This window comes from Lachnobacterium bovis DSM 14045, from assembly GCF_900107245.1.
In the GTDB taxonomy this organism is placed as follows: Bacteria; Bacillota; Clostridia; order Lachnospirales; family Lachnospiraceae; genus Roseburia; species Roseburia bovis.
In genome coordinates this window covers 48,844-66,010 of sequence record NZ_FNPG01000009.1, presented here as the reverse complement: position 1 = coordinate 66,010, position 17,167 = coordinate 48,844, and the positions used below count along the sequence as shown (strand labels likewise).

Sequence of the window (17,167 nt, the reverse complement as noted above, 5' to 3'; positions counted from 1 at the left end):
GATTTTTTATGGAAAAATATAATTAAGGAGAATATATAATTGATGAAAAATGCAAGAAACTGTTCGGAAACTTGCAAGACAACATACATTTATCACTATTCTAATAAACAACCTATCACTTATTAGAATAAAAGTGCTAAAAATAAGTAAAATTTAAAAAAATAAGATTATCCAGGAAACGCAAATGAATATTTTACTATAAAAATATGCAAAAATCTATTGACGTATATATATAATTATTGTAAACTAAAAAATGTAATTTTACAGTTGTTATACGTAATAGGAGGAAATTAGAAGTATGAGTAATGCTGTGGAGAAATCAACAAAGAAAAAACCTATGCCTCTTGCGGTACAGATTTTTATTGCGTTAGTTTTAGCAATACTAACAGGTTTGGCAAGTAGTGCGTTTTTAGGAGAGAATATATCATTAGTAGATAAGTATATTTTGCCATTTGGTACAATATTTTTAAATTTGGTTAAATTTATTGTTGGGCCAATCGTTTTGTTTTCTATAATGGCTGGTGTTGTTTCTATGAAAGATATAAAAAAGGTAGGAGCAGTTGGTGGAACAACTCTTCTTTACTATTTATGTACAACAGCATTTGCAACAGCAATTGGATTAGGAGTTGCTAATATTTTTTCGAATTTATTCCCTAGACTATCAGTAGAGGGTGTTACATATAAGGCACAAAAAGGTCAATCGTTGATGGATACAATCGTTAATATTTTTCCATCGAACTTTTTAGCACCAATTACAGAGGCGAATATGTTACAGGTGATTGTTATGGCTTTGATTTTAGGCTTTGCTGTAATTCTTGCTGGACCAAAAGCATCGCCTGCAATTAAAGCAATTGATGTAGCTAATGAAGTATTTATGAAGGCGATGGATATGATTTTGAAGCTTTCACCAATTGGTGTCTTTTGTTTATTAACACCAGTTATTGCTGAAGAAGGACCAAGAATTATTGGTTCATTAGCGATGGTATTAATGGCAGCATATATAGCATATGTTATTCATGTTATTGTAGTTTATTCATTAGCAGTTAAAACATTAGGAGGAATGAGTCCTGTAAAATTCTTTAAAGGAATGATGCCAGCTATTTTATTTGCATTTTCAAGTGCATCATCTGTAGGTACTTTGCCTCTTAATTTAGAATGTACAAAAAGAATTGGAGCAAAAGAAGAAGTATCAACATTCGTTTTACCATTAGGTGCAACAATTAATATGGATGGAACAGCTATCTATCAAGGTGTATGTGTAGTATTTATCGCAGCATGTTACGGAATTCATTTAACACCAACACAACTTCTTATGATTGTTATAACAGCAACTCTTGCTTCAATCGGAACAGCAGGTGTGCCAGGAGCTGGTATGGTTATGTTAGCTATGGTATTACAATCAGTTGGCCTTCCACTTGCAGGAATTGCACTTGTTGCAGGTGTTGATAGAATTTTTGATATGGGTAGAACAACTGTTAATATCACAGGAGATGCTTCATGTGCAGTAGTTGTTTCAAACTTATTAAAAAACAAATTAAAATCTTGGAATTCAGATAAAAGTATTGCAGAAGAAGTTGAAATTTCAGAATGCAGCGAAGAAGCATAATGTTATAGTAATACTATTTTAATTATATTTAAAAGCGATAATATTTATATAAGAAAACCTCTATGGAAAATATAGTATCCATAGAGGTTTTTAATGCATGTATTAAAAAAATATTTGCTTATATAAATATACTAAAAAATAATATTATTAATTATTTTGCAGCTAAATAGCTTTATCTCATATAAAAATCTTCAATAGAATCTAATCTTGCATGCATATTTTCAAGAAGCAAATCCAAAATAGTAATTGCAGCCATTGATTCAACTACAACAACTGCGCGTGGAACGATAATTGGATCATGACGACCGTTAATAGATATTTCGATTTCTTCTCCATCGCAAGTTATAGTATGTTGTTTTGAAGCTATTGAAGGAGTAGGTTTAATTGCTGCCCTAAAAACAATTGGGCTTGAATCTGACATTCCACCTAGAATTCCTCCAGCATGATTTGTCTTTTTCGATATTTCGCCATTTATAATGCAAAATTCATCATTATTATATGAACCAGTAGAACTTACAACGTCAAAACCATCTCCAATCTCAAAACCTTTTACTGAACCGATAGAAAAAATAGCTTTTGCTAGTTGAGCATCTAATTTATCGAAAACAGGTTCTCCAATACCAGCTGGCATACCTTCAATTACACATTCAATTAATCCACCTGCAGAATCTTTTTTTTCCATGCATTTAGCCAAATATTCGTCAGCCTTAAAAAAAGCATCTCTATCAGGCATATATAATTTGTTTTGACTAATATAATCCTCGTCAAAGTTGTCATAATCAATATATATACCACCTATTGATTTGGTGTAACAAAGTAAAGTAATGCCTAGTTGGTTTAATATTTTGCTTGCGATTGCTCCAGCAGCCACACGACCTATAGTTTCACGACCAGATGAACGACCACCACCTCTGTAATCACGAAAACCATATTTCATATCAAAACCAAAATCAGCATGACCTGGACGATAATAACTTGCAATTTGCGAATAGTCCTTAGATTTTTGATTGGTATTCTCTACAATTAAAGAAATAGGTGTACCAGTTGTTTTGCCTTCAAAAACACCTGATAAAATTGTTACCTTGTCATCTTCTTTTCTTTGAGTAGTTATGTTAGATTGACCAGGCTTACGTCGGTCTAAAAATGCTTGTATATCATCGCTTGAAAGCTCTAATCCTGCCGGACAACCATCGATGACGACACCAAGACCTTTTCCATGGGATTCGCCCCATGTAGTAATAGTGAAATTTTTCCCAAAAATTGACCCTGCCATATTTAAATCTCCTTTATAAAAAACTAATTATAATTATAACAAAAATAGAAACAAAAATGAATATATATAAAAAAATATTATATATGTAGCCAAATAAGAATAAAGGGTATATAATTAAAGCTCAGTGACTTCATTTTAGATGTATATTTTATAGCATTACATTCGTTATAATTTAATAGAATATATTTCTAAAGGTTCGTCTAACTGTGTTTTAGAAATTGAACTTAAGATGTCACAAGTAGAGAAAAAAGGAGATCAATAATGGCAAAATACGAATTATTGAAGCAAGAAGGTAGAGCAAAACGAGGTGTATTTCATACAATTCACGGAGATATTCAAACTCCGGTTTTTATGAATGTTGGTACAGTAGCGGCTATTAAAGGTGCCGTTTCAACTAATGATTTAAAGAATATTAAATGTCAGGTTGAACTTTCTAACACTTATCACTTACATGTTAGAACAGGTGATAAATTAATTAAAGAAGTTGGTGGATTACATAAATTTATGAATTGGGATAGACCTATCTTAACAGATTCTGGCGGATTCCAGGTATTTTCACTTGCAGGGCTTAGAAAAATAAAAGAAGAAGGCGTATACTTTAATTCTCATATTGATGGTCGTAAAATTTTTATGGGTCCTGAAGAAAGTATGCAAATTCAGTCTAACTTAGGTTCGACAATTGCAATGGCTTTTGATGAATGTCCACCTGCGTTAGCAGAAAGACGCTATGTAAGCGATTCGGTCGCTAGAACTACAAGATGGTTAGAAAGATGTAAAAAGGAAATGGCGAGACTTAATTCGCTTGAAGATACAGTTAATAAAGAACAATTATTGTTTGGTATTAATCAGGGTGCAGTATATGATGATATTCGAATTGATCATGCAAAACGAATTTCTGAAATGGACTTAGATGGTTATGCAGTAGGTGGACTTGCAGTAGGTGAATCTCACGAACAGATGTATGGCGTTTTAGATGCAGTAGTTCCGCATTTGCCAGTTAATAAACCAACATACCTTATGGGTGTCGGTACACCAGCTAATATTTTAGAAGGCGTAGAACGAGGAATCGATTTCTTTGATTGTGTTTATCCAAGTAGAAATGGTCGTCATGGTCATGTATATACTAATCAGGGTAAGATTAATTTATTTAATAAAAAATATGAAAAAGATATGAGACCAATCGAAGAAGGTTGTGGATGTCCTGCATGTCAGTCATATTCAAGAGCATATATTCGTCATTTATTAAAAGCAAAAGAAATGCTTGGTATGAGACTTTGTGTATTACATAATCTCTATTTTTACAATACTATGATGGAAGAAATTCGCACATCTCTTGAAGAAGGAAGATTTAAAAGTTACAAAGAAGAAAAATTATACAATATGGGTCAAATTAATAGAGAAAAAGAACAAGAAAATGGTTAAAATATCTTGTATCCTTTGGAATATTTGTGTAAAATAGTGTGTGTGTTTATGTCTAATCATATAAAAATATGAATAGAAGCTAAAGGAAACTTAGGAGGATAAATATATGAGTACAATTTTATTGTCATCTTCTTCAGCAGGATTCAACTATTTGTCAATGGCACTTTTAGTTGTAATGTTTGGTCTTATGTACTTTTTCATGATCAGACCACAGAAGAAAGAACAACAGCAGAAAGAAATCATGATAAAAGAACTTGAAGTAGGCGATTCAATTCTTACATCAGCAGGTTTTTATGGTAGTGTTGTAGATATTCAGGAAGATCTTGTTATTGTTGAATTTGGAAACAACAGAAATTGTCGTATTCCAATGCAAAAATCAGCTATTGTACAAGTTGAAAAACAGGATAAATAATTCTGATAAAAGAATATAATTTTTTAAAATCTACATTCGTTGTGTTTGTTTTAATATATTGTTTTTTAACAAGAGTATTAATACATGGCTTCGAGTGTAGATTTTTTTTGAAAAACAATATCACTATTTGGAATAATAAAAACAGATTAGTATAACTATATGTTATTTATATTATAAAAAACTACGATAGATTAAAACGTTGTCAAAAATTCCATTTTGTTATATCATTATTAGTAGTCTATAAATTTCAGGAATAGTAAAAAGATTCAGAAAACTTAGAAGATTAAAGAAAATTAATATAAATGGAGGTTTAGTTAAATGAATTATAAAATTGGATTAATAGCAGGAGACGGTATAGGACCAGAAGTCGTAGGTGAGGCAAAAAAGGTTTTAGATGCAGTTGCAAAGAAATATAAACTAGGATTTAGTTATACAGATATTCTAATGGGAGGTTGCTCAATCGATGCAACTGGAGTTCCACTAACAGATGAAGCAATTGAAACAGCAAAACAACAGGATGCAATTTTAATGGGATCAATAGGAGGAAATACATCAACATCTCCTTGGTATAAATTGGCACCTGAATTACGCCCAGAAGCAGGTCTTTTAAAGATTAGAAAGGCATTAAATCTTTTTGCAAATTTACGTCCAGCATATTTATATAAAGAATTAAAAAAGGCATGTCCATTAAGAGAGGATATTATTGAAGGTGGATTTGACTTGATGATTATGCGAGAACTTACAGGTGGTTTATATTTTGGAAAAAGACATACAGAGGAAGTTGACGGAGTTAAAACAGCAACAGATACTTTAACATATAATGAAAACGAAATAAGAAGAATTGCTATTAGAGCATTTGATATAGCAATGAAGAGAAATAAAAAAGTAACTTCCGTAGATAAAGCTAATGTATTAGATTCATCAAGACTATGGAGAAGTGTAGTAGAAGAAGTTGCAAAAGATTATCCAGAAGTTCAGTATGAGCACATGTTAGTAGATAATGCAGCTATGCAACTTGTAAAAGATCCAAAACAATTTGATGTAGTTTTAACAGAGAACATGTTTGGTGACATTTTATCAGATGAAGCTAGTATGATAACAGGTTCAATCGGAATGCTTTCATCAGCAAGCTTAAATGATACAAAATTTGGCTTATACGAACCTAGTGGCGGATCAGCTCCAGATATTGCAGGAAAAGGAATTGCTAATCCAATAGCAACAATTTTAAGTGCAGCAATGATGTTAAGATATTCATTTGATTTAGATGATGCAGCAAAAGATGTTGAAAATGCTGTTCAAAGAGTATTAGAAAAAGGATATCGTACAATTGATATTATGCCTCAAAAGAATGAAAATGATGCAGAAAACACTGAAAATGTCAAACAAGTAGGAACAAAAGAGATTGGAGATCTTATTGTAGAAGAAATTTACTGTCATACATTACAGTAAAAAAGCTTGAAATTTTTCCATTTTTGTTTTACCATAAGATAAGATTTGATTTGGCGAAAAATCAGGAAGGAAGTTTATATTATGAAAAGTGATAATATGAAAGCTGGAATGCAACAGGCTCCAGCTAGAAGTTTATTAAATGCATTAGGATTTACTCCAGAAGAAATAAAAAAACCATTAGTCGGAATTGTAAGTTCATATAATGAGATAGTTCCAGGACATATGAATATTGATAAAATTGTAAATGCTGTTAAGTTAGGTGTTGCAGAAGCAGGTGGAATGCCTGTAGTATTCCCTGCAATAGCAGTATGTGACGGAATAGCTATGGGTCACGTTGGAATGAAATACTCATTGGTTACAAGAGATTTGATTGCCGATTCAACAGAATGTATGGCACTTGCACATCAGTTTGATGCATTAGTTATGGTTCCAAACTGTGATAAGAATGTACCAGGTTTATTAATGGCAGCGGCAAGAATTAATGTACCAACTGTATTTGTGTCAGGTGGTCCAATGCTAGCTGGTAGAATTGGCGGAAAGAAGCGTAGTTTATCATCTATGTTTGAAGCTGTTGGCGCATATGCTTCAGGTTCAATGACAGAGGATGATGTAAAAGAGTATGAGGAAAAAGTTTGTCCTACATGTGGTTCATGTTCAGGAATGTACACAGCAAATTCTATGAATTGTTTAACAGAAGCTTTGGGAATGGGATTAAGAGGAAACGGTACTATTCCAGCAGTTTATTCAGAAAGAATTAAACTTGCTAAACGAGCTGGAATGGCTGTTATGGAAATGTATAGAAAAAATATTTGTCCAAGAGATATTATGACAAAAGATGCAATTTTAAATGCGTTAACAGTAGATATGGCATTAGGTTGTTCTACAAATTCAATGTTACATTTACCAGCTATTGCACATGAAGTTGGTTTCGATTTTGACATTTCATTTGCAAATCCAATCAGTGAAAAAACACCAAACTTATGTCACTTAGCTCCAGCAGGTCCAACATATATGGAAGACCTTAATGAAGCTGGAGGAGTTTATGCAGTTATGAAAGAACTAGCTGATATAGGTTTAATTAATACAGAATGTATGACTGTTACAGGAAAAACAATAGGCGAAAACATTAAAAATGCAGTTAATATGAATCCAGAAGTAATCAGAACAACAGATAATCCATATTCAAAAACTGGTGGTTTAGCAGTATTAAAAGGTAATTTAGCACCAGACGGATCGGTTGTTAAACGTTCTGCAGTTGTAGAAGAGATGATGGTTCATGAAGGACCTGCAAGAGTATTTGATTGTGAAGAAGATGCAATTAAAGCAATTAAAGGTGGAAAAATTGTACCAGGTGATGTTGTAGTCATCAGATACGAAGGTCCAAAAGGTGGTCCGGGAATGAGAGAGATGCTTAATCCAACATCAGCTATTGCAGGAATGGGGCTAGGAAGCTCAGTTGCACTTATTACAGATGGACGTTTCTCAGGTGCTTCAAGAGGTGCTTCGATTGGACACGTTTCTCCAGAAGCAGCACTTGGCGGACCAATTGCATTAGTTGAAGAGGGAGACATCATTAAAATTGATATCCCAAATATGAAATTAGAGTTAGATGTTGATGAAAATGTTCTAGAGGAAAGACGTAAAAACTGGCAGCCAAGAGAACCAAAAGTTAAAACTGGCTATTTAGCAAGATATGCTGCTATGGTTACATCTGGAAACAGAGGAGCAATTTTAGAAAACAATTTTAAATAAACCTATTAAAGATTAAGGGGACATGAAGATGAAGAAAACAGGAGCAGAAGTAGTATTAGAAAGCTTAAGAGAACAGGGTGTAGACACAGTATTTGGTTATCCAGGTGGAGCAATTTTGAATGTATATGATGCGTTATACAAACAAAAAGATATACATCATGTTTTGACATCTCATGAACAAGGAGCAGCTCATGCAGCTGATGGATACGCAAGAGCAACAGGTAAGGTAGGAGTGTGTTTTGCAACATCTGGACCAGGAGCAACTAATCTAGTTACAGGTATAGCAACTGCATATATGGATTCAGTTCCAATTGTTGCAATTACATGTAATGTTACAGTTCCATTATTGGGAAAAGATTCTTTTCAAGAAATAGATATAACGGGAATTACTATGCCTATTACGAAACATAATTTTATTGTAAAAGATATAAAAGATTTAGCACCTACTATGAGAAGAGCATTTTCAATAGCACAAAGCGGCCGACCAGGCCCTGTGCTTGTTGACATTGCAAAAGACGTTACTGGCGCGGAAGTAGAATATGAGTTTATACCACAGAAAAAAGCTACTAAGAAAGAAACAGATTTACTATCAAGAGTACATAAAGTGCTAAAAAATGGGAAAAAAGTAGAAATTAAATTAAATTCAACTGAAATAGAAAGTGAAGAAATAGAAGAAGCAGTTAAACTAATTGAATCGGCTAAAAAACCATTTATTTTTGTTGGTGGTGGAGCAGTTATTTCTGGTGCTTCGGAAGAACTTAGTAAGTTTGTTGAATTAGTTGATGCACCAGTCTGTGATTCATTAATGGGAAAAGGTGCATTTGATGGTACTAAACCAAATTATACTGGAATGTTGGGAATGCATGGTACTAAAACATCAAATATTGGCGTAAGTAAGTGTGATTTGTTGATTTCGGTTGGTGTTAGATTTTCTGATAGAGTAATTGGTAATCCAAAAGAATTTGCAAAAAATGCAAAAATTTTACAATTTGAAATAGATGCTGCTGAAATTAATAAGAATATAAGAGTTGATGCAGCAGTAATTGGCGATGTAAAGGAAATACTAAAATTAATTAATCCAAAATTAAAGAAGGCAAATCATAAAGATTGGCTAGATGAAATTCAATCATATAAAGAACAGTTTCCACTTACATATCCAAAAGAAGGTTTAAGCGGTCCATATATCATCGAAAAACTTTACGAAGAGACAAAGGGAGATGCTGTAATTGTAACAGAAGTTGGTCAGCATCAGATGTGGGTAGCTCAATTTTATAAATTTAAAAATCCACATACTTTCTTGACATCAGGTGGATTAGGAACAATGGGCTATGGACTTGGAGCAGCAATTGGAGCTCAGGTTGCATTAAAAGATAAACAGGTCGTAAATATTGCGGGAGATGGATGTTTTAGAATGAATCTAAACGAAATTGCTACAGCAGCAAGAGAACATCTTCCACTTATACAAATTGTAATAAATAATCATGTGTTAGGAATGGTTCGTCAGTGGCAAAATCTTTTCTATGGTCAGCGTTATTCAGCTACGGTTTTAGATGATGGTGTTGATTTTGTGAAGGTTGCAGAGGGTCTAGGTGCAATAGCAAAACGTGTAACTTCAAGAGAAGAGTTTGAAAAGGCTTTAGAAGAAGCAATTAAATGTGATGGTCCATTTGTAATAGACTGCATAATTGATTCAGATGAGAAAGTATGGCCAATGGTTGCCCCAGGCGCACCAATAAGTCAATCATTTGATGAAAGTGATTTGCAAAAAAAATAAGATTTTAAAAGTTTTAAAAGTAATTATTTAGGAGGAAGTTAAAAATGAGTAGAGTTTACAATTTCTCAGCAGGACCAGCAGTTTTGCCAGAGGAAGTTTTACAAGAGGCAGCAGATGAAATGCTTGATTATAAAGGGTGTGGGATGTCTGTAATGGAGATGAGTCATCGTTCAAAAGTATATGATGACATCATTAAAGAAGCAGAGGCAGATTTAAGAGAATTAATGAATATTCCAGACAATTATGATGTTTTATTTTTACAGGGAGGAGCTTCACAACAGTTCGCAGCAATCCCAATGAACTTAATGAAAAATAAAAAAGCCGGATACATTATTACTGGACAATGGGCAAAAAAAGCAGCAGCAGAAGCAAAAAAATATGGTGAAGTTGTTGAACTTGCTTCATCAGCAGATAAGACATTTACATATATTCCAGATTGTTCAGATTTAGCTATTACAGATGATATGGATTATGTATATATTTGTGAAAATAATACTATTTATGGAACAAAATATAAACAGTTACCTAATACAAAGGGTGTAGATTTAGTAGCTGATGTATCTTCATGTTTCTTATCTGAGCCAGTTGATGTTAGCAAATATGCACTTATCTATGGTGGTGTTCAAAAAAATGTTGGACCAGCAGGTGTAGTAGTTGTAATTATTAGAAAAGATTTAGTAAGAGATGATGTTATGCCATTTACACCAACAATGTTAAAATATAAAACACAGGCAGATAGTGCATCATTATATAATACACCACCTTGCTACAATATTTATATTTGCGGAAAAGTATTTAAATGGCTTAAAAAACTAGGCGGTCTTGAAAAAATGAAAGAGCTTAATGAAGAAAAAGCTAAAGTATTATATGATTTCTTAGATCAAAGTAAATTATTTAAGGGAACAGTTGAAAAGAAAGATCGTTCATTAATGAATGTGCCATTTGTTACAGGAGATAAAGAATTAGACGCTAAATTTGTTGAAGAAGCAGCAAAAGCTGGATTTGTTAACTTAAAAGGACATAGAACAGTTGGTGGAATGAGAGCATCAATTTATAATGCTATGCCAAAAGAAGGCGTTGAAAAACTAGTTGAGTTTATGAGAGAGTTTGAAAAAAAGAATTTATAAATAGTAAGGAGTAGGAAATGTTTAATTATACATGCTTAAATCCTATCGCAGATGTAGGTTTAAAATTATTTTCTAAAGATTATAAAAAAGTAGATAAAGTTGAAGAAGCAGAGGCAGTTTTAGTTAGAAGCTGCGCAATGCATGATATGGAATTACCAGAATCATTATTAGCAGTTGCAAGAGCAGGTGCAGGAGTAAATAACATACCTTTAGATAAATGCGCAGAACAAGGTATTGTTGTTTTTAACACACCAGGTGCTAATGCTAATGGTGTAAAAGAGTTGGTTTTAGCAGGAATGTTATATGCCTCAAGAGATATTTTTGGTGGAGTAGAATGGATTCTAGATAACCAGGATGATGAGACAATTGCAAAAAGAGCTGAAAAACAAAAAAAGAAATTTGCAGGTCACGAAATTTCAGGAAAAAAATTAGGTGTAATTGGACTTGGAGCAATTGGTGTTTTAGTAGCAAATGCTGCACAACACCTTGGAATGGAAGTTTACGGATATGATCCATATATCTCAGTTAATGCAGCTTGGAATTTATCACATAATATCAAACATATCAGTAATGTTGAAGAAATTTATAAAAATTGTGATTTTATAACAATTCATGTTCCATTATTAGATTCAACTAAAAAAATGATTGATAAAGATGCAATCGCTATGATGAAACCAAATGCAGTATTACTAAATTTTGCAAGAGATTTATTAGTTGATGAAGAAGCTGTAGTTGATGCATTAAATAACGATAAATTAGGAAAATATATATCAGATTTCCCTAATGAAACAACAGCAGGAGCTAAAAACTGTATTGTAACTCCACACTTAGGAGCATCTACATCTGAGTCAGAAGATAATTGTGCAATGATGGCAGTTAGAGAATTACGTGATTTCATTGAAAATGGAAATATCGTACACTCAGTAAACTTCCCTGATTGTAGCATGGGATCTTGTGATAGCGAGGGAAGAATTAGTATTTTACATAGAAATAACAAAGGTATGATTGCTCAATATACAACTGTTTTAAAAGATGCTGATGTTAACGTTTCAGATTTGACAAATAAAGGAAAAGGCGATTATGCATATTCTCTTATAGATGTTGATTCTAAGCTAGATGAAGATGTTTTAGAAAAATTAAGAGCAATTGATGGAGTATTAAGAGTTAGAAGAGTAAAATAATTTATTCTTTTTTCTTTCACTACTTTAATTATACAAAATTCTATGTTATACTATCCGTGAATTTAAGATATGAAAGGAAGTAGTGAGGATGAATTCGTACGATTTTATTGGTGCATGTGGGAAATTTTCTAAGATATTCAATAATGTGCTTGCTAAAGAGACAACAGAAGATAAGATTAATAAGGTTTCTGACAGTGCAGCTGATGCAGTTCAAAATGTAGTAGAGAAACCATCAATTTTAAAAAAATGGATGGAGGATCTCATACCTCAAGGTTTAGATTTCTTATTAAATATTGTAGCGGTCATTATTGTTATTTTTATTGCTAGAAAAATTGTAAAAGCAGTAATTAAGATTCTTAATAGATCATTAAATAAATTTGGTGTTGAAAAAGGTGTAAATACATTTTTATGCTCATTAGTTAAATATGCTATCTATATTTTGATTGGTATGGGTATACTTGCTAAATTTGGTCTTGCAAGTTCTGTTGTAGCTATTGTCGGTTCAGCAGGTTTAACAATGGGTCTTGCTTTGCAGGGAAGCTTGTCAAACTTCGCAGGAGGAGTTTTGATTTTACTCTTAAAACCATTCGTAGTTGGTGATTATATTGTTAACAATAGTTCTAAAGAAGAAGGAACTGTTCATGAAATAACAATTTTTTATACAAAACTATTAACTGTAGATAATAGAATGATACTTATTCCAAATGGTACATTATCAAATACAAGTTTAACAAATGTATCAAAGATGTCAGAAAGAATGATTACATTCGGAGTTGGTGTAGGATATGATACAGACTTATCCATTGTTAAAACAGTTCTAAGAAATATTGCAGCAAATGATGATAGAGTTTTACAAGACAAAGGTATAAAAGTTTTTGTATCTGAGCTTGGAGAGAGCGCTGTTGATATGCAACTTAGAGTTTGGGTTAATGCTGAGGATTATTGGGAAGTAAAATGGGATTTAACAGAAGAAATAAAAAATCAGTTAGATGCCCATAATATTAACATACCTTATCCACAATTAGATGTTTCCTTGAAAAAAGATTAATAAATAACTATAGTAAAAGAAATTTTCTGAAAATTATTGACATTACCTAATGATTGTGATACTCTTTAATTGTTGTAAAAAGTTTAATTAATTAGGTAGGAGGAATTTAGTTATGCAGGGTACAGTAAAATGGTTTAATGCAAAAAAAGGGTATGGTTTTCTTTCAGATGAAGCAGGAAAAGATGTATTTGTTCATTTCTCTGCTATCAATATGGAAGGATTCAAAGAACTCAAAGATGGAGAGAAGGTTGAATTCGAAGTAGTTGATGGAGAAAAGGGCCCACAGGCAACAAATGTATCGCCTATACAATAGAAGATTTATTAGAAAAGATATAAAAAAAGCGCAGACCAAATTTTTATGGTCTGTGTTTTTTAATGCGCTAAAAGGTTGACAGTTGTAGGATTTTCTAGTATAACTGATATTGTGTGTATTTAAAAGTAATTAATAATAATTAAATATAAATAAATAGGAGATTTTTTATATGGAAAAAAAGAAAGTATGGGTAGTAGGACACAAACATCCAGATTCGGATTCAATTTGTTCTGCTATTTCTTATGCATATCTCAAGAATGCAATTAATCAAAAAGAAGATGTAGAATATGAAGCAAGAAGAGCAGGTGAAGTTAATCCTGAAACAGCTTATATTTTAGAAAGATTTGGGGTTGAAGCTCCTGAATTAGTAGAAGATGCTGGTTCACAGGTTAAAGATATTAAAATGCGTAAGACAGAAGGCGTAAGTAGTCATATTTCAATCAGAAAAGCATGGGATATGATGAAAGACCAGGATATCGCAACATTACCTGTAGTTAATACAAGAAATAAACTTGAGGGCTTAATTGTTACTGGAGATATCGCAGAATCATACATGGACGTATATGATAATGAAACATTAGCTATTGCTAGAACTCAATATAAAAACATCATTGAGACATTAGCTGGTAAACTTTTAAGTGGTAATGAACATGGCTATTTTGTAAAAGGAAAAGTAGTTATCGGAACAGCTACATCTGAAGTTTTAAAAGATAAAATTGAATCAGACGATTTAGTAATTTTAAGTGATAGAGAAGATGCTCAACTTCTTGCAATTGAAGAAAATTGCAGTTGTATCGTTGTAAGTAACGGTTTTGGAGCAAGTGAGAAAGTTTTAGAAGCTGCTAAAGAAAAAGAAGTTGTTATTATTAGTACACCTTATGATACATTTACAGCAGCTCGTTTAATTAATCAGAGTATGCCTATTAAATTTTTTATGGCAAGAGATAATTTCACTACATTTACATTAGATGATTTATTATCAGATGTTAAGAAAACAATGTCAGAAGTAAGACACAGAGATTTTCCAGTTGTTGATGATGATATGAATTACATTGGAATGATTTCAAGACGTAATTTATTAAGCTTCGATAAAAAACAGATTATTTTAGTTGACCATAACGAAAAATCACAAGCGTTAAATAACATTGATGATGCAGAAGTTGTAGAAATTATTGATCACCATAAAATTGGCGATTTACAGACATTAGCACCAGTATATTTTAGAAATCAACCATTAGGATGTACAGGAACTATCGTATATCAGATGTATAAAGAAAATGGCGTAGAAATTGAACCAAAGATAGCTGGATTATTATGTTCTGCAATTATTTCAGATACTCTTATGTTCCGTTCTCCTACATGCACACCAGTTGATAAAATGGTAGGCGAAGAATTGGCTAAAATTGCCGGAGTAGATGTAGAAGAGTTAGCTATTAAGATGTTTGAAGCAGGAAGCAATTTCGCTGAGAAAACAGAAGAAGAAATCTTAAATCAAGACTTTAAGATTTTCCATGCTGGAGACGTTGCATTTGGTGTTGATCAGGTAAGTGCAATGGGTAAAAAACAGTTAGATGAAGTTAAAGCTCGTTTAATCCCTGCATTAGATGCTATGATTGAAGAAAAGAAAATCGATATGGTATTTGTAATGTTAACAGATATCTTAACAGAATCTACTGATTTGATCTGTGGTGGTGAAGGCGCAAGAGAAGTAGCTCAGAAAGCATATCCAAAGGCCACAGGTGAAGACAGCTTATGGTTAGAAGGCGTTGTATCTAGAAAGAAACAACTTATTCCTTCATTCATGTCTTCTATTGACGCATAATGTCAAAACATGTAAAATGAATAGGTATTTCGTTGTAGTCTAAAGTGATTTTCTAAAGCGTCATTTTAGATGAGACTTAATATAAAGACCACAATTATTATAAAAAAGGCTGAATCTATAATTTCTTAGATTCAGCCTTTTGTGTGCTTATTTATTTTTGAAAGCATTAGTTGGAGTGGTTCCAAAGGATTTCTTATATGCACGAGAAAAAGTTGAATAGTTTTTAAAACCACTCTCATAGCAAGCCGCAGTTATCGGCATTCCATGTGCTATCAAATCTTTTGCGAGAAGTAATCTTTTATTGGTTATATAGTTTCCTATAGTATAACCAGTTTCCTCTTTGAAAATATGCATCAGATAATATCTACTGAGGAAAAATGTATTTGCAATAGAATCAATAGATATTTCATCAGTTAAATTATTGTTAACATAATTTATAATTTCAACGATTTTTTGATTGGGTGAAGAGTTTTTAATGTATTCGACACCGTCATTTATTGAAAGCCTATTAAGTTGTATCATAAATTCAAGAAATAAAATATTATGATACAAATCATTAGCATATTCATCAGTATTAAAAGAGGCTTCAAGTTCTTTAGTTATGCTTCCGAGTTTACTGTTTGCAAAAGAATGCACACGAAGAACGTGAGATTTATTATGTGAAGCTTTTTTGAAACAAAGGCTTAAATCATTGTTCTCTTCACTATAACTACTTAAATAATCTTTGGAAATATATATAATAATACGTTCATATGTTGTATTGTCACAAATAATAGGTTTATGAACTTCACCAGAATTAACAAAAACAATATCATTTGGCTGAAGTTGATATGATCGTCCTTCAATAGAATATGTTACGTGACCACTCAAAAAAATTAATACTTTATGAAAATTATGGTAATGGTATTCAATATCATGTTTTTTTTGATCTTTTAAATGAAAAATTTTAAAATTTGATTTTAAATAACCTGTTCGATTATATGAAGTCATGAATACGAACCTCCTTATGGTTATATGTTACAATGAAAAAGCACGATTTGCAATATATAAAGCACATTATTTGTATTTTATAAAAAATGTGTTATATATTATATATAATGGAAAGTAAGAAATGATTATTAAGCTTAGAAGGAAAAAGGTGATTATAAATGAAATTTACAAAGATGCATGGTTGCGGCAATGATTATGTGTATGTTAATTTATTCGAAGAAAAGATAGATGATTATGCAAAGATGTCAATTAAAGTAAGTGATAGACATTTTGGTATTGGTTCAGATGGATTAATTACTATAGGGCCATCTGATTGTGCTGATTTTAGAATGCGTATTTTTAATGCAGATGGTTCAGAAGCAGAAATGTGCGGTAATGGTGTTAGATGTGTTGGAAAGTACGTATATGATCACAAATTAACAGATAAAAAAGAAGTTGATGTTGAAACAGGTGCTGGAATTAAGCATTTAATTTTAAATGTCAAAAATGATAAAGTTGAAACAGTTCGTGTTGATATGGGAGAACCAGTTTTTAACGCAAAAGATATACCTGTAGCATTGGATATGGATAAGGTTGTAGATTATCCAATTACAGTTGGTGATAGAGAATGGAAGATGACTTGTGTTTCAATGGGAAATCCTCATGCAGTTGTTTTTATAGACAACGTTAAAGAGTTTCAGATTGAAAAATATGGTCCACTTTTTGAAAATAATAAAATGTTTCCAAAGAGAACAAACACAGAGTTCGTAGAAATTATTAGTGATAGTGAAGTGTCAATGCGTGTATGGGAACGTGGATCCGCAGAAACCTGGGCTTGTGGTACAGGAACTTGTGCATGTGTTTTAGCTTGTATTTTAAATGGATATACAAAAGATAGAGTTTTAGTTCATTTATTAGGTGGAGACTTGACAATTGAATATGATAGAGCTAGCAATCATGTTTTTATGACAGGTCCGGCTACAGAAGTGTTTAACGGAATTATTTAGGTTGTTTTATAG

14 protein-coding genes are annotated in these 17,167 nt (G+C 32.2%); 12 read left to right on the top strand and 2 right to left on the bottom strand.

Annotated features, from left to right (window positions below):
- Positions 1–298 precede the first annotated feature (298 nt).
- Complete coding sequence (locus BLV79_RS04430; RefSeq protein WP_083354440.1) at positions 299–1,606, top strand: dicarboxylate/amino acid:cation symporter; 1,308 nt, start codon at positions 299–301, stop codon at positions 1,604–1,606.
- Between the two features lie 172 nt (positions 1,607–1,778).
- Here BLV79_RS04430 and aroC read toward each other — a convergent pair whose 3' ends face one another.
- Complete coding sequence (gene aroC, locus BLV79_RS04425) at positions 1,779–2,879, bottom strand: chorismate synthase (protein WP_074716520.1); 1,101 nt, start codon at positions 2,877–2,879, stop codon at positions 1,779–1,781.
- Positions 2,880–3,140: 261 nt separating this feature from the next.
- Between aroC and tgt the strand changes: the two genes are divergently transcribed.
- The 10 genes from tgt to BLV79_RS04375 all read left to right on the top strand — a co-directional run bounded on the left by tgt (position 3,141) and on the right by BLV79_RS04375 (position 15,179).
- Positions 3,141–4,301 (top strand): tRNA guanosine(34) transglycosylase Tgt, encoded by a 1,161-nt coding sequence (tgt, locus tag BLV79_RS04420; protein ID WP_074716518.1) that lies wholly within the window; start codon positions 3,141–3,143, stop codon positions 4,299–4,301.
- A gap of 106 nt (positions 4,302–4,407) precedes the next feature.
- Positions 4,408–4,713, top strand: a complete 306-nt coding sequence (yajC, locus tag BLV79_RS04415) for a preprotein translocase subunit YajC (RefSeq protein WP_074716516.1) — start codon at positions 4,408–4,410, stop codon at positions 4,711–4,713.
- A gap of 318 nt (positions 4,714–5,031) precedes the next feature.
- Positions 5,032–6,162 (top strand): 3-isopropylmalate dehydrogenase, encoded by a 1,131-nt coding sequence (leuB, locus tag BLV79_RS04410; protein WP_074716514.1) that lies wholly within the window; start codon positions 5,032–5,034, stop codon positions 6,160–6,162.
- Positions 6,163–6,243: 81 nt separating this feature from the next.
- Positions 6,244–7,914, top strand: coding sequence for a dihydroxy-acid dehydratase (gene ilvD / locus BLV79_RS04405; protein WP_074716512.1), 1,671 nt, complete (start codon positions 6,244–6,246; stop codon positions 7,912–7,914).
- A gap of 28 nt (positions 7,915–7,942) precedes the next feature.
- Positions 7,943–9,688 (top strand): biosynthetic-type acetolactate synthase large subunit, encoded by a 1,746-nt coding sequence (gene ilvB, locus BLV79_RS04400; RefSeq protein WP_074716510.1) that lies wholly within the window; start codon positions 7,943–7,945, stop codon positions 9,686–9,688.
- 44 nt (positions 9,689–9,732) lie between these two features.
- Positions 9,733–10,815: a 3-phosphoserine/phosphohydroxythreonine transaminase gene (serC, locus tag BLV79_RS04395; protein WP_074716508.1), complete on the top strand. Its 1,083-nt coding sequence runs from the start codon at positions 9,733–9,735 to the stop codon at positions 10,813–10,815.
- A gap of 17 nt (positions 10,816–10,832) precedes the next feature.
- The gene (locus tag BLV79_RS04390; RefSeq protein ID WP_074716506.1) at positions 10,833–11,996 is read left to right on the top strand and encodes a phosphoglycerate dehydrogenase; all 1,164 of its coding nucleotides are present in this window, start codon (positions 10,833–10,835) and stop codon (positions 11,994–11,996) included.
- Positions 11,997–12,084: 88 nt separating this feature from the next.
- Positions 12,085–13,044 carry a mechanosensitive ion channel family protein gene (locus tag BLV79_RS04385; RefSeq protein WP_083354439.1) on the top strand — a complete coding sequence of 320 codons (960 nt, stop codon included), beginning with the start codon at positions 12,085–12,087 and terminating at the stop codon, positions 13,042–13,044.
- A gap of 112 nt (positions 13,045–13,156) precedes the next feature.
- Entirely contained in the window at positions 13,157–13,357 is a 201-nt protein-coding gene (locus BLV79_RS04380) for a cold shock domain-containing protein (protein ID WP_022747641.1), read from the top strand.
- Between the two features lie 169 nt (positions 13,358–13,526).
- Positions 13,527–15,179, top strand: coding sequence for a putative manganese-dependent inorganic diphosphatase (locus tag BLV79_RS04375; RefSeq protein WP_074716504.1), 1,653 nt, complete (start codon positions 13,527–13,529; stop codon positions 15,177–15,179).
- 147 nt (positions 15,180–15,326) lie between these two features.
- On the opposite strand, the gene BLV79_RS04370 is transcribed toward BLV79_RS04375, so the two are convergent.
- Entirely contained in the window at positions 15,327–16,169 is an 843-nt protein-coding gene (locus BLV79_RS04370) for an AraC family transcriptional regulator (protein WP_074716502.1), read from the bottom strand.
- A gap of 158 nt (positions 16,170–16,327) precedes the next feature.
- On the opposite strand from BLV79_RS04370, the gene dapF reads away from it, so the two are divergent.
- On the top strand, positions 16,328–17,155 hold the full coding sequence (gene dapF, locus BLV79_RS04365; protein WP_074716500.1) for a diaminopimelate epimerase: 828 nt from the start codon (positions 16,328–16,330) through the stop codon (positions 17,153–17,155).
- Positions 17,156–17,167: the final 12 nt, after the last annotated feature.